The organism is Pseudomonas sp. OIL-1, assembly GCF_010669185.1.
GTDB classification, from domain to species: Bacteria; Pseudomonadota; Gammaproteobacteria; order Pseudomonadales; family Pseudomonadaceae; genus Halopseudomonas; species Halopseudomonas profundi.
The window spans coordinates 442,367-455,963 of sequence record NZ_CP048629.1 but is presented as its reverse complement, the minus strand read 5'-3'; the positions used below and the strand labels follow the sequence as shown (position 1 = coordinate 455,963).

General features: G+C 60.1%; 8 protein-coding genes. 6 read left to right on the top strand and 2 right to left on the bottom strand.

What is annotated here, in order from left to right:
* Positions 1-20 precede the first annotated feature (20 nt).
* Positions 21-2,528, bottom strand: coding sequence for a bifunctional diguanylate cyclase/phosphodiesterase (locus G3M63_RS02105; RefSeq protein WP_163981746.1), 2,508 nt, complete (start codon positions 2,526-2,528; stop codon positions 21-23).
* Between the two features lie 400 nt (positions 2,529-2,928).
* Here G3M63_RS02105 and G3M63_RS02100 point away from each other — a divergent pair, with 400 nt between their 5' ends.
* The 6 genes from G3M63_RS02100 to cydC all read left to right on the top strand — a co-directional run bounded on the left by G3M63_RS02100 (position 2,929) and on the right by cydC (position 9,995).
* Positions 2,929-3,291, top strand: coding sequence for a CidA/LrgA family protein (locus G3M63_RS02100; protein WP_150300141.1), 363 nt, complete (start codon positions 2,929-2,931; stop codon positions 3,289-3,291).
* Positions 3,288-4,013, top strand: a complete 726-nt coding sequence (locus G3M63_RS02095; protein ID WP_150300142.1) for an LrgB family protein — start codon at positions 3,288-3,290, stop codon at positions 4,011-4,013. Before G3M63_RS02100 ends, G3M63_RS02095 begins: the two co-directional genes overlap by 4 nt.
* Before the next feature lie 201 nt (positions 4,014-4,214).
* Complete coding sequence (locus tag G3M63_RS02090; protein WP_150300143.1) at positions 4,215-5,621, top strand: cytochrome ubiquinol oxidase subunit I; 1,407 nt, start codon at positions 4,215-4,217, stop codon at positions 5,619-5,621.
* 1 nt (position 5,622) lies between these two features.
* On the top strand, positions 5,623-6,624 hold the full coding sequence (gene cydB, locus G3M63_RS02085; RefSeq protein WP_150300144.1) for a cytochrome d ubiquinol oxidase subunit II: 1,002 nt from the start codon (positions 5,623-5,625) through the stop codon (positions 6,622-6,624).
* 85 nt (positions 6,625-6,709) lie between these two features.
* On the top strand, positions 6,710-8,305 hold the full coding sequence (cydD, locus tag G3M63_RS02080) for a thiol reductant ABC exporter subunit CydD (RefSeq protein WP_218573641.1): 1,596 nt from the start codon (positions 6,710-6,712) through the stop codon (positions 8,303-8,305).
* Positions 8,298-9,995, top strand: a complete 1,698-nt coding sequence (gene cydC / locus G3M63_RS02075) for a thiol reductant ABC exporter subunit CydC (protein WP_163981745.1) — start codon at positions 8,298-8,300, stop codon at positions 9,993-9,995. Before cydD ends, cydC begins: the two co-directional genes overlap by 8 nt.
* A 141-nt stretch (positions 9,996-10,136) precedes the next feature.
* Here cydC and G3M63_RS02070 read toward each other — a convergent pair whose 3' ends face one another.
* Positions 10,137-13,427, bottom strand: coding sequence for a carboxyl transferase domain-containing protein (locus tag G3M63_RS02070; protein ID WP_163981744.1), 3,291 nt, complete (start codon positions 13,425-13,427; stop codon positions 10,137-10,139).
* Positions 13,428-13,597 lie beyond the last annotated feature (170 nt).

The following is a 13,597-nucleotide window of genomic DNA, read 5'->3' as shown; positions in this document are numbered from 1 at the left end:
GATCGGTCCCGGATCCCGGCTCAAGGGCGTTCGGTCCGGGCCTCAATGAGCAGTCGTGAAGCCTCCTCCGGTGCCAGCGGCGGGTTGAGCTGGTCGCCCTGAACATAGTCGCATCCGTTGCGCTGGACCAGCGCCAGTTGCTCGCGTGTGTAGACGCCCTCAACCATGGTTTTCAATCCTAGCCGGCGGGCAATATCAATCAGACTACCCAGAATTATTTCCCGGTTGCTCGCTGTCGGCTCGCTGATGAATAGTCGGTCGATTTTTACGATGTCGGGCTGGAACGACTGCATCTGCTGCAGCGACGAATAACAATCGCCGAAATTCCCGATAACAATCGACACCCCCAGCTCGCGCAGCGACTTGAGCTTGATGGCCGTCGCAGCGGGGTCTTCCATCGCAAGATCTTCCGGTATCTCCAGTTGAAGGTAGCGTGGCTCGATACTCCAGGCTTCCAGGCTCTTGCGTATCCGGGCGGGTAGATTATCCATCCTGAACTTCGCTGGGCAAAGACTCACTGCTACAGGGACCGGTGTCAGGCCTTCATCCTGCCAGCGTTTCAGCTGCGCCAGAACCTGTTGAAGTACCCAGTCGTTCAGTGCGAGCGCCTGACCACTGGCTTCGGCTATGGGCTGAAATTCTTCCACGCTGATTTCGCCCAGTTCCGCGTTGAGCCAGCGCAAACTGGCATGCAGCCCGGCCAGGTGCCGATTGCCGAGCTCCCACTGAGGTTGATAGCGCAGCGACAGTTCCAGGTGTTCCTCGGCGTCGCGCAGCAGGTTTTCCAGCTGCAGGATGTGCGCCATTCTCGCCTGCAGATCCTCGCTAAGGAATCGGTAGGTGTTGCCTCCATCCTGCTTCGCCAGCTGCAATGCTGCTGCGGCTCGGCGGGTCAGCTCGTCGAGGGTGCTGCCATCGTCCGGATAAATGGCAATACCGATTGACGCGGTAAGGGGCGCGATATGTTCACCGAAGCTCAGGGGACGGGCGATTGAATGGCACAGACGTTCGGCTACATGGGCGGCGGCTACGCTATCGAGCGCGGGCAGCGTGAGGATGAACTGATCGCCGCTTTCACGTGAGAGCACGTCCTCCTCTCGCAGAATGGCACGCAATCGGTCTGCCAAAGCCGCGAGCAGTTGGTCCCCCGCCTGGTGGCCGTGGGCCAGGTTGATTTGCTTGAAACCGTCCAGGTTTATCTGCATCAGCGCGAAGCTGCCTTGGTTGCGGGCGGTGAGGCGGAGCGTCATCTCGGTTCGCTGGATGAACAGCTTGCGATTGGGCAGGTGGGTGACGCTGTCATGTTGTGACAGACGCAGAATCTCCGATCTGGTTTTGGTAACGTCGCGCGCTATGACGAGATAGTGGTGGCCGTCAGCGCCCTGTTTGGGCGCGGCCGAAATCTGGAACCATACGGTCCTGCCGTCTATTCGCGAGCGGAAAGGTTCGCTCTGGGCGTGTCCGCGCTGCTTGGCCTCAATGAACGTGCGCTCGCAGATAGGGATGGCTTCGGGTGGAAGCAAGGGAACCATTTCCCGGCCGACCATCTGTCGTCTGCTCAGGTCCAGTTCATCACTGTGCGGCGCATGGAACTCCATTACCTTACCGGACTTGTTAACCTCAACCAGGATGTCCGGCAACGCATCGAAGATAGCTTGCAGCCGCTGTTGTGAAGCTTGCAGCGCAGCGAAGGGGCGTTCGACGGTCTCGATGAACACGGCGCGAAACAAAAACAGGTAGGAAGCTACCTTGAGCAAATGACCGAGCAAGGACATGGTGTCGTTGGTCACGCTGTAGAGCGTCAGGCAGAACTCACTGAGTGCCATGGCGCAGACGGCACCGAAAAGCGAGGCAGCATTGAATGACAGGGGGCCGCGCATGGCACGCCATAGCAGAAAGGCGGCTACAAGGTTCAGCGTGACCAGGAAATATTCGAAACCGACCTTGAAGGGCGTCAGGCCCGAATGGGGATAGAAGGTGGCTGGTAATGCCTCCGGGAAAAAGTACAGCACCGCATGCAGCGCCGAAACCGCGGCCAGTACCCCTAGCAGCAATGCCCAGCGGTTTGGCACCTGAGCGACATCGTTCCAGGGCGCCCGAATGGCCATCCACAGCAGTGCGAGCGCTGCCAGCAGTCGCGCGCTCAACCAGTAAATGATGGTGTTATCGATGTGCGCCGGCACAAGGAGCCCTGGGTTGCCCGGAAACGTCAGGGTGTGCGAGATATCCAACAGCGCAACACCCAGGAACAGACAGGCAAGTACCAGCAGGTTGGCAGATTGTTTACGCCGATGAGTTTCCCAACCGACCGCGAATACCAGGCTGGCGACGACGATGGAAAATACTTCCAGCAGGGTATGTGCAGATAAAAAAACAGCCGGAGGCAGCGTAGACAGCGGTAGCAGCGATGCCATCAGTAGCACCAGTGCCATGGTGATGGCGAGCCCTACCGCTTTGCGCAGCGCTGGGTGATGGCTGTTGTGGCGGCTCCGTATCAGCGTATCGACGGAGAGCTTGCTGAGGATCAAATCGCGGTTCCTTAATCTTTCTGCGCGAGCCAGTGCGCGGGTTCTACCGGAACGGGATGCGGTCGTGTCCGCTTCCTTTTCCTTCTGCATTTCCAGTGATCCGGACTCAGTGCATTGAAGCGCCAATCAGGCGCCTGGGCATGTATATCTGATTGGCTCCCCCGAACTCGGCCAAACGGCCGCTAATAGGCACAGACTACCGGTCATTTGACCGGTTCGCCACAACCAATACCGGTGCCGTTTCACCGGCGTAATAGCCAAAAAACCGGCATCCCGCCAAGTCTCGAAATACCGATTGCAACCAAGGCGCCATCTGCTGATTGATTGCTGGTTTGCGAGAGGGGTGGGCTTTCGCCGCGACAGTGATTAACCTTCGCTTTATTTACGGCAGGAACTCGCTATGTTGCTTCGCGGATTAACCTGGTTGATCACCTTTCAACTGCTGGGAACCGGGCTTAATGTCCTGGTGCTGCCCTTCGTCCCGGGCCCGATTATCGGCATGCTGCTGCTGTTGATCTGTCTGTGTCTGCGCGGGGGCGTCAGTGACTCTCTGGATCAGGCCGCGAGCGGTCTGTTGAAGTATCTGCCGCTGCTCCTGGTGCCCCCAGCCGCCGGCGTGATGCTCTATGGCCAGGAGCTTGCGGCAGGCTGGGCGGCAATTCTCGTTACCATGCTGCTGTCGTTTCTGCTGACGCTACCATTCTGTGGCTGGTTGATGCAGCGATTGATCCGCAAGCAACAACGTATTGAGGCAGACCAATGAACGGCTCGGTTGAGGCCGCGCTTCAGGCTGTGGTTGACCATCCGCTGTTTCTGATTGGTGTGACGCTTGCTGCCTACCAGATCGGCCTCACGCTATATGAGCGCTCCCGTCTGGCGTTATTCCACCCGATCATCGTTTCGGTGCCGCTGATCCTGGTGGTTCTCTGGGCGTTGGACTTCGACTATCCCACCTATCGCGAAGCTGTGGTGCCGGTGACCATTCTGCTGGGGCCGACCACGGTCGCGCTGGCGGTTCCGCTGTATCTCAATTTGCGCAGGATTCGCCAATTTCTGCGGCCCGTGGTGGTCACGCTATTGCTCGGCGGGCTGTTTGCCACGCTCAGCACGCTGCTCATCGGCTGGCTGATGGGTGCAGAGTCGATGATCCTGATGACCATGGCGCCAAAGTCTCTGACCACACCGATCGCCATGTTGCTGGCAGAACAAATTGGCGGTGTGGCGGCGCTGGCTGCGGTGTTCGTGATGATTACTGCAGTGCTCGGCGCGCTACTTGGCCCCTGGTTGCTGCGCCTGTTTCACATTACGCATCCGGCTGCGTGGGGCATGGCCATGGGCATTGTTGCCCACGCGGTTGGCACCTCGCGTGCGCTGGAAGAAGGCGAGGAAGCTGGCGCCTTCGCGGCGTTGGGGATGAGCATGATGGGTATGGGCTCGGCAATATTGTTGCCGCTCGGCGTCACGCTGTGGACGCTGTGGTTCTGACCCAAGTTGCCAACTCATGGCGGCTGGGCTTGGGAGGATCCTCAGCTTTCGAATCAGTCAGTTGGAGCGCTTGGCTGGATAAAAGAATGGAACGCCAGCAGCGCGGCGGTGGTCACAGCTTCGAGCTGATCGGCATGGTGCGTATGGCGCAGGGCTGATCGGCATAACCCAGCTTCGCCCGTTTCCGACAGGAGTCCTCTAATGGAATTGGATCCGTTGTTGTTATCGCGCTTCCAGTTTGCCTTCGTCGTGTCCTTCCATGCGATCTTTCCGGTATTCACTATCGGTCTGGCCTCGTATATCGCATTCCTCGAAGCTTTGGCATTCAAAACCGGCAATCCGCTGTGGACGCAGTTGTCGAAATTCTGGATTCAGGTCTTTGCCGTGGTGTTCGGCATGGGGGTGGTATCCGGGATAGTGATGGCGTTCCAGTTCGGCACCAACTGGAGCAATTTTTCCTATACGGCGGCGAATTTCATCGGCCCGATGTTCAGCTACGAGGTCGTTACCGCCTTTTTTCTGGAAGCGGGTTTCCTCGGTGTGCTGCTGTTCGGGCGTAACCGCGTCCCCCAGGGTATTCATCTTTTTGCGGCCTGTATGGTCGCGCTGGGAACACTTATCTCCGCGTTCTGGATTCTATCTGCCAACAGTTGGCTGCACACCCCACAGGGCACCGAGCTGCGCGATGGCGTGTTCCACGTTACCTCCTGGACGGAATCGATTTTCAACCCGTCCTTTCCTTATCGTTTTACCCACATGGCGATTGCGTCATTCCTCACCGGTTCTTTCGTGGTGGCTGGCGTGAGCGCCTGGTACCTGCTGCGTGGGAGGGAGGTAGAGGTAAATCGCAAGGCGCTCTCGATGTGCCTGTGGATGATTCTGTTTCTGGCGCCGACACAGGCGGTGGTCGGCGATCTGCATGGCTTGAACACCTTCAAGCATCAGCCGATGAAAGTAGCTGCGATGGAAGGCAACTGGGATACCGATGTCGGCGTGCCTTTATTGTTATTCGCATTGCCGGATAGGGATCTGCAGGCCAATCGCGTCGAATTCGGTATTCCACGCCTTGGCAGCATGCTGTTGACCCATACCTGGGACGGCGAAGTCCCCGGGCTGCGCGAGATCGATGTGGAACAGCAGCCGCCGGTCTGGATCGTTTTCTTTGCTTTCCGCATTATGGTCGGCATGGGGCTGTTGATGATCGCCTTCGGGCTCGCCGGTTTGTGGTTACGCCGCGGCCAACGCTATTGCCAGACCCGCTGGTTCCTGCAGGGCCTGCGCTTCATGAGCATCACCCCATTCATCGCGGTTACCGCCGGCTGGGTGGTCACCGAGGTGGGCCGCGCGCCCTGGATAGTCTATGAGACGTTCAGCCATGAACAGGGCCTCACACCTTCATTGACCGGTGGGATGGCACTCTTCACATTGATCGGTTACGTACTGGTGTATGCAGCGATATTCGGTGCGGGGCTGTACTACCTGTTTGGTGTGCTACAGAAGGGTATTACGGTCGAAGAGGAGGAACTGTCGGATCAAGCGGATCAGGCTGAGCGCCCCATGCGTCCATTCTCAGCCACCCATGTTCGCTTTGAACACGAGGAGCATTGATATGGGCAATATTGATCTGTCGATGATCTGGGCGGTAGTCATCGCCTTCGCCGTGATCATGTACGTGCTGATGGACGGCTTTGACCTGGGCGTCGGAATTCTGTTTCTGTTCGCCCCGGACGAAGAAGCTCGCGACGTGATGATGAACTCGGTGGCGCCCATCTGGGATGGCAACGAAACCTGGCTGGTACTCGGCGGTGTCGGTCTGCTGGCTGCGTTTCCACTGGTCTATTCGATCCTGTTGCCCGCCTTGTATATCGGCGTGTTTCTGATGTTGGCGGGCCTGATTTTTCGGGGCGTCGCCTTCGAGTTCCGCTTCAAGGCACACAAGTCGCGCTATCTCTGGAACTGGGCCTTTGCAGGAGGATCGGTCGTCGCATCCTTTGCCCAGGGGGCAGTCGTCGGTTCCTATATCGAAGGCTACCAGACCGAAGGGCTGGTCTATGCAGGCGGCCCGCTGGACTGGCTGACGCCCTTCACCGTATTGACCGGTTTCGGCATTCTCGTCGGCTATGCGCTGCTGGGCTGCACCTGGATAATTCTCAAGGCTGAAGGTTACATTCAGGCATGGGCCTACAAGCTGGCGCCCTGGCTGCTGGCCGGGGTTCTGCTGATATTTCTGGCGGTCAGTGTGTGGACGCCCTCGGTAGATCCGTCCGCCTTTGAACGCTGGTTCTCGGCGATTCGCTGGATCTGGATCTTCCCGGCGCTTGCGGCGTTCTTTGCCTTTCAGATCTGGCGCGGCCTGCGTCAGCGCAGAGAGGCGCTGCCCTTCGTGGCGACCATGGGCATGTTTGGCGCGACCTATTTCGGCTTGCTGTGGACACGCTGGCCGTACGTTATTCCGCCGAACTTCACCCTGTGGGATGCCGCCTCGGCGCCGGAGTCTCAGCTCTTCCTGCTGCTAGGGGTGTTGTTCGTCATTCCGATCATTCTGGTGTACACGGCCTGGGCCTATTGGGTATTCCGCGGCAAGGTCAGAGTCGGAGAAGGCTATCACTGAGTCGGCAGGATTCGGCACGCCGGATTCGGCTCGACATTGGCTGGCTCGCCAGCAGTCGACGGTCAAGCCGCTGCTAATTGGAGTGGTGGTTGCAGGACTGGTTAATGCGCTGGCGTTTATCTGCCTGGCCGGACTGCTCGCGCTGGTTATATACCGCACGGTGATCGACGGGCAAGCTTTAAGTGCGCAGATCGGGCCTGCGATCGGGTTGATAGGGGCAGTGATCGTCCGTTCGATCAGTCAGGTTGCACAGGAGCGCTTCGGTCAGCTCGCCAGCGCCAGGGTGCGCCAGCGGGTGCGCAGTGAACTGCTTGAACAATGGGCCGCGCGGGGGCCGGTGAATCTGGCCGGGCGCTCAAGCGCTACGTTGGCCAATCACTGGGTGGAGCAGGTCGAAGCGCTGGACGGCTATTTCGTCCGTTATCTGCCCCAGCAATGGTTAGCACTGCTCGTTCCTCTGTCCATTCTTGCAGTGGTGTTCTGGCTGGATTGGCTCGCCGCCCTGTTCCTGTTGATAGCCGCGCCCCTGATTCCGCTGTTCATGGCCCTGATCGGTATGAGTGCAGAGCGCTTGAGCCAGCAACATGTTCTCGAAGCGGGCCGTCTGGCCGGGCATTTTCTCGATCGAGTCCGCAGCCTCACCACTCTGCAGCTGTTCGGTCAGGTAGCGCAGGCGAGCGCCGACGTCACCCATACGGCCGAACAGTATCGGGCCGTTACCATGCGCACCCTGCGTGTGGCGTTTCTGTCTTCTGCAGTGCTGGAGTTCTTCGCCTCCGTGGCCATTGCCGTGGTCGCCATGTATATCGGGTTTGGTCTGCTCGGCTATATCGACTTTGGGCCCGCCCCGCAGCTGACCCTGTTTAGTGGGTTATTTATCCTCTTGCTGGCCCCGGAATTCTTTCAGCCGCTGCGCAATCTCGCGCAGCACTACCATGACCGGGCAGCGGCGCTGGGCGCCGCTGACGCACTGGTCGGGTTACCCCCCACCGAGCATGGCTATCCATTGCGTAGACGCGCACTCAGTGCAGGGCCGCGCACTAATAGCGTCATTGCTGAACACCTGAAAGCGGGCTATCCAGGCCGCAGCGCAGTGCTTGAGGACGTCAGCCTGAGCATCGATCGAGGCGAAGTGGTTGCCCTGGTCGGACCATCGGGATCAGGCAAGTCCACATTGCTCAGCTGTCTGGCAGGATTTATCCAGCCCGAGGCAGGCGATGTCACGCTGTTCGGTCAAGCACCCGGGGCGGAACCAGTCGCCTGGCTCGGCCAGAAACCATTTCTGATCAAAGGCAGCTGGGTCGACAATCTGAGACTGATCGCGCCGGATGCAGAGTTATCCGCCATGCATGCAGCGCTCGAAGCTGTCGGATTGAAGGATGTTGTGGCCGCCCAACCGCAGGGGCTCGACACACCGCTGGGCGAAGGTGGCCGCGGTCTGTCAGGGGGGCAGGCCCAACGCCTGGCGCTGGCCCGGGTATGGTTGATTGATGCCGAGCTGGTGCTGCTGGATGAGCCGACCGCAAGCCTGGACCCTGAAAGCGAAGCAGAGGTCATTGAAGCGCTTCTGGCACTTGCTCGCAGCGGTAAAACCCTCCTGATTGCCACCCACCACCCTGCAATCCTGGCTATGGCTGATCGAGCGCTCCGCCTACAGGACGGGAGGCTGACCGATGACTGAATTGCGTCCATGGTTGGCGCTGATAGTGGCCAAGCGTGCGCGGGTGCTGATTGGCGCGCTGCTCATCGCGGCAACCCTGTTCAGCGCCATAGGTCTGCTGGCTCTGTCAGGATGGTTCATCACCGCAACCGGCGTTACCGCCATGCTCTGGGCTGCAGGTCAGCGTATGGCTTTCGATGTCTACGTCCCCGGCGGCGGCATCCGCTTCTTCGCCCTGACCCGCACAGTCGCACGCTATACCGAGCGCATCTACAACCACAACACCGTGCTGGGCCTGCTGGCCGATCTGCGTAGCACGCATTTTGCTGCGCTGGCGCGGCTGGACGGCGCAACCCTGAGCCGACTGCGCGCAGCTCAATGGCTCAATCGCCTGACGGCAGATATCGATACCCTGGACACACTCTACCTCAGGTTGCTCGCACCGCCCGCGGTAGCGCTGTTGGGTGTGTTGCTGGTGTGCGGCGTTATCGCCCTGTTTCACCTCGCATTAGGCGTTCTGCTGGGTGTGACGCTATTGATACTGCTGTGTGTACTAACCTTCGGCATGGCCGCCTGGGCCATGCGTCTGAGTGCGGCACGGGTACAGCAGCTCGACCTGTTGCGCACCCTGAGCATTGAACAACTGCAGGGCCTGGCCGAGCTGACTGCCGCTGGCACCCTTGCTCGCCATCAAGCGCAACTGTTGCAAGCCAGTCACGGCATGCTCGACGATCAACTGGAACTGCAGCTACGGGTCGCCCTGGGCCAGGCCTTGGCCACCGCTGGCGTGCTGAGCTGTGTGCTCATCGGATTTCTCGGCGCGCTCTGGGCGGCGGAGCAAGGCACACTCAGCGGCCCCATCGCAGTCTTGATGACGCTGGCGTTGCTGGCGTTAGGTGAAGGCCTGGCACCGCTGCCCGGCGCCTTCGCCCAATATGGCGCCACGCGCGCTGCAGCAGCGCGGCTGAATCAGCAGGTAGCGCTAACCAGTCAACTGCCAGAACCGGTGACGCCGCACGCAGTACCAGCCGAGCTCACGCTCAACTGGGATGCTACCAGCGTTGGATACGCCGGGATCTCGAGACTGGATCTCACAATACCTGCAGGCACTTCACTGGCCATCATCGGTCCCTCCGGGTGCGGGAAATCCACCCTCGCGCAACTCGCCGCCCGGCTGATCGACCCTGATTCGGGCGAGATACGAATCGGCGGGACAGCCCTGAACCAGTTAACGCTGCAGGATTGGCGCGCTCAGGTGGGCTATCTCACCCAGCAGACAGAATTGCTCCACGACAGTATCGCCGCCAACCTTTTGTTAGCCGCGCCGGATGCAACCGATGCGCAGCTTTGGGACGTCCTGGAAAGGGTAGAGCTGGCCGACATGGTCGAACAATTGCCTACCGGACTGGACACTTGGGTAGGGGAGTCCGGCAAGCAACTCTCAGGCGGGGAAGGGCGCCGGCTCGCGCTGGCGAGAGTGCTGTTGAAGGATAGCCCGGTAGTGATACTCGACGAGCCGTTCAACGGTTTGGATAAAGCAACAGCAGAACGCGTTCGCCGCAACATCGAACCATGGCTGGCCCGCCGCACCGTATTGCTGCTAGGACATGCGCCAGATTTACTACCCAGAGCAGACAGAACGCTATCCTGGTCTGAGCTCGTGGACAGCCAACTCACAGCAACGCAAAAGCCTGACTGGCCAGCGGGCTGAGGCGCTGGCGCAAGTGTCGAAAAGAGGGATGTTTTCGTCAAGCCTCCAAGGATGGATTCACGGCGTCTTGCGCGAGCGGCTCAGTACACCGGCCCACCCGCATAACCGCCGCCGCTCCAATACAATATCGCCACAGCCGACTTACCAGGTATCCACAAATGGCCGGGTCCCACGCTGCCGTGACTCGGGCGGCGCTGAACTCAGCCCACGCAACAACCAATCGCGCGTTTCCAGCGGATCAATCACCGCATCGATCTCAAGAAAGCTTGCCATACTGATCCCTTTGCCACGGGCGTACAGTTCGCCGACCAGCTTGTCGAACAAGGCCTGACGATCCTGTTCATCTTCCACCGCTGCCAGCTCCTTGGCATACCCCAGTCGCACTGCACCTTCCAACCCCATGGCGCCAAACTCGCTGCTCGGCCAGCCAATGGTGAACATGGGAGCACCAAAGCTTCCGGCCGCCATCGCCTGGGCGCCCAGCCCGTAACCCTTGCGCAGCACGATGGTAAAGAAGGGCACCGTCAGACTGGCCGCCGTCACAAACATGCGCGAAACATGCCGCACCGTAGCCTGTTGTTCAGACTCCGGCCCAACCATGAAACCGGGCGTATCACACAACGAGACCAGCGGCAGACCATGTGCCTGACACAGCTGCATGAAGCGCGCAGCCTTGTCACCCGCGACCGCATCAATTGCACCGCCTAAATGCATCGGATTGTTGGCCATCAGGCCGAAGGCCTTGCCATCGATCCGGATAAGCGCAGTGATCAGCCCCGGCGCAAACTGGCGGCGCAGCTCCAGCACCGAACCGTCGTCGGCCAGCGTCTCGATTACCTCGCCGATATCGTAGGCGCGCAGACGGTTCTCCGGAATCAGATGGCGTAGCCGGCGCTGGTCGGTGCATTCTCCGCTCGGCAGATCGCCCTGGAAATAGGACAGATATTGCTTGGCGACCCGGGTCGCTTCCGCCTCATCCTTGACCAGCACATCTATCACCCCGTTGGGCCCCTGCACGCTGGTGGGCCCCACTTGCTCGGGAGTAAAGCGCCCGAGCCCTCCGCCCTCGATCATTGCCGGGCCGGCCATGCCGATGCTTGCGTTCTCTGTCGCAATGATCACATCGCAACAACCCAATAGTGCCGCATTGCCGGCGAAGCAGCGACCCGACACCACGCCCACCAGCGGAACCTGTCCGCTCAATCGCGCCATGCGCATGAAGGTCGTGCAGTCCAGCCCGGCCACACCCACCTTGTCGATGTCCCCCGGCCGGCCGCCGCCGCCCTCCGTGAAAAACACCAGGGGCAGACGCCACTGCTCAGCCAGCTCGAGCATGCGATCGGTCTTCTTGTGATTCATCACGCCCTGGGTGCCGGCGAATACCGTGTAGTCATAACTCATGGCCATGCAACGGGCCACCTGGCTACCAAAGAGATCCGCGTTGACCGTGCCGATGCCGGCGATCAGGCCATCAGCAGGGCTCATCTTCAACAGTTCTTCATGGCTACGGCGGGTGCGTTGCGCAGCCAGTGCAAAGCCGCCGTATTCCATGAAGCTGCCTTCATCGAGCAACTCGGCAAGATTCTCACGGGCGGTTCGCTGACCAGTCTTGCGCCGCTTGGCCACTGCGTCGGGACGCTCCTGGTCGGTGAGTTGCGCGCGGCGTTGCAGCACCTCATCCAGATCCGCACGGATGTACGCCAGATCCAGTTGTTCTTCGTTTTGCTGGGCGTCAGATTGAATGTCGGCCGGTTCAATAAATAGCAGTGGACTGGATTCAAACAGATTAGCGCCGGGTGCTGCCGCCAGCGCGTGGACGATGCCGCTCTGGGTTGCCTTGACCTCGAACTCCATCTTCATGGCTTCGATGATCGCCACCTGCTGCCCGGCGGTCACTGTGTCGCCGGCCTTGACGTCGAGGCTGACAAGAACGCCCTGGACCGGGGCATTCAGAGAAAGGCATCCCTGCGGCACAGCGGCGGGACGGCCAACCAGCGCGTCTTGCTCGGGAGCCTGCTGTTCAAAGTAAAGCTGTGGATGCGCTTCGCTAGCGATTTGGAGCAATCCAGAGGCATGGGCTTCGATAAAGCCGGTGCTGACCTGGTAATCGACCACCCCGGGATGACGCAGCAGGTTCTGCAGAAACGCCTGGTTGCTTGGCGCGCCTTCCAGGCGAAACTCGCATAACGCGCGATAGGTTCGCCGCAATACGGCCGGGAAATCGGCAGCCGCATGCACGATCAGCTTAGCCAGCAGGGAATCGAACCCGGGGTGGCTGGTATAGCCGGTATAACCGCACCCGTCGACACGCACACCAGGCCCGCTAGGCGGATCATAAGCGGTCAGCGTGCCGCCGGCGGGTCTGGCGCTGCCATCGCTTTGCATGCTTTCCAGATTGATGCGCAGCTGTATGGCATAGCCGCGCGGTGCAGGAATGTGTGCCTGCTCGACTCCCAGTTCCGACAGGCTCATGCCCGCAGCAAGCTGTATCTGCAGCTGGGCCAGATCAAGGCCCGTCACCGCTTCAGTGACGGTGTGCTCTACCTGAATACGCGGGTTGGCTTCCATGAAAATGAAATCACCCGTGTCCTGGTCGAGCAGGAACTCGACCGTGCACAGGCCGCGATAACCGACTGCGGAGGTGAGCTTCCGCGCAGCCTCAAGCAGACGCTGGCGCAGCTCAGGGTCAAGATTCGGGGCCGGCGCAATTTCCAGGAGTTTCTGATTGCGCCGCTGCAACGTGCAATCGCGCTCCCAGAGATGACTGACTGTTGAGCCGTCGCCGACAATCTGGACTTCAATGTGGCGGGCGCGGGAAATCAATCGCTCAATATACAGGTCGGGGTTGCCGAAGGCTGCCTGGGCTTCGGAGCTGCAGCGGGCAAAGGTTGATTCCAGCTCGGCCGCATCCGTGACCGTGCGCATGCCACGGCCGCCCCCGCCAGCCAGCGCTTTCAACATTACCGATGTGCCAGCACCCAGCGATGCCATGAACGCGTGAGCTTCGTTGAGGCTGGTCGCTTGGCTGGTGCCTTGAGCCAGGGGGATGTCGAGTTCAGCAGCCAGGCGACGGGCATTTGCCTTGTCGCCGAAAACATCCAGTACGCGGGCGTCAGGACCGATGAAGGTCAATCCGGCGGCAGTGCATTGCCGGGCGAAATCGGCGTTCTCGCTAAGGAAACCGTAGCCAGGATGAATGGCGTCGCAGCCTTGTTCCAGCGCTACAGCGATGATCTGGGCGCCGTCCAGATAGGCGGCAACGCCGCGCCCGCGCAAGGGCACTGCGGTATCCGCCTTGCGTACATGAAGCGACAGGGAATCATCTTCTGAATAAACCGCAACGCTGGTGATTTCCAGTTCTGCCGCGGCGCGAGCCAGGCGCACGGCAATTTCACCACGGTTGGCGATCAGCATGCTTTTGAATAGCTTCATATTCGTCCTCGGCGGGCGGCCAGGCGATAAACCGCTCGAGGAGATCCCGGAGACGGTTCAAGCGGTTACAGGTTCGCTGCGTTGGACAACGAATCTGAAGCCGGGCGCGGACCCTTTGTTATTGGCAGGCAGATCGCAGCTTAGAGTCAGAGACCCGCAAAAAGCAGCGA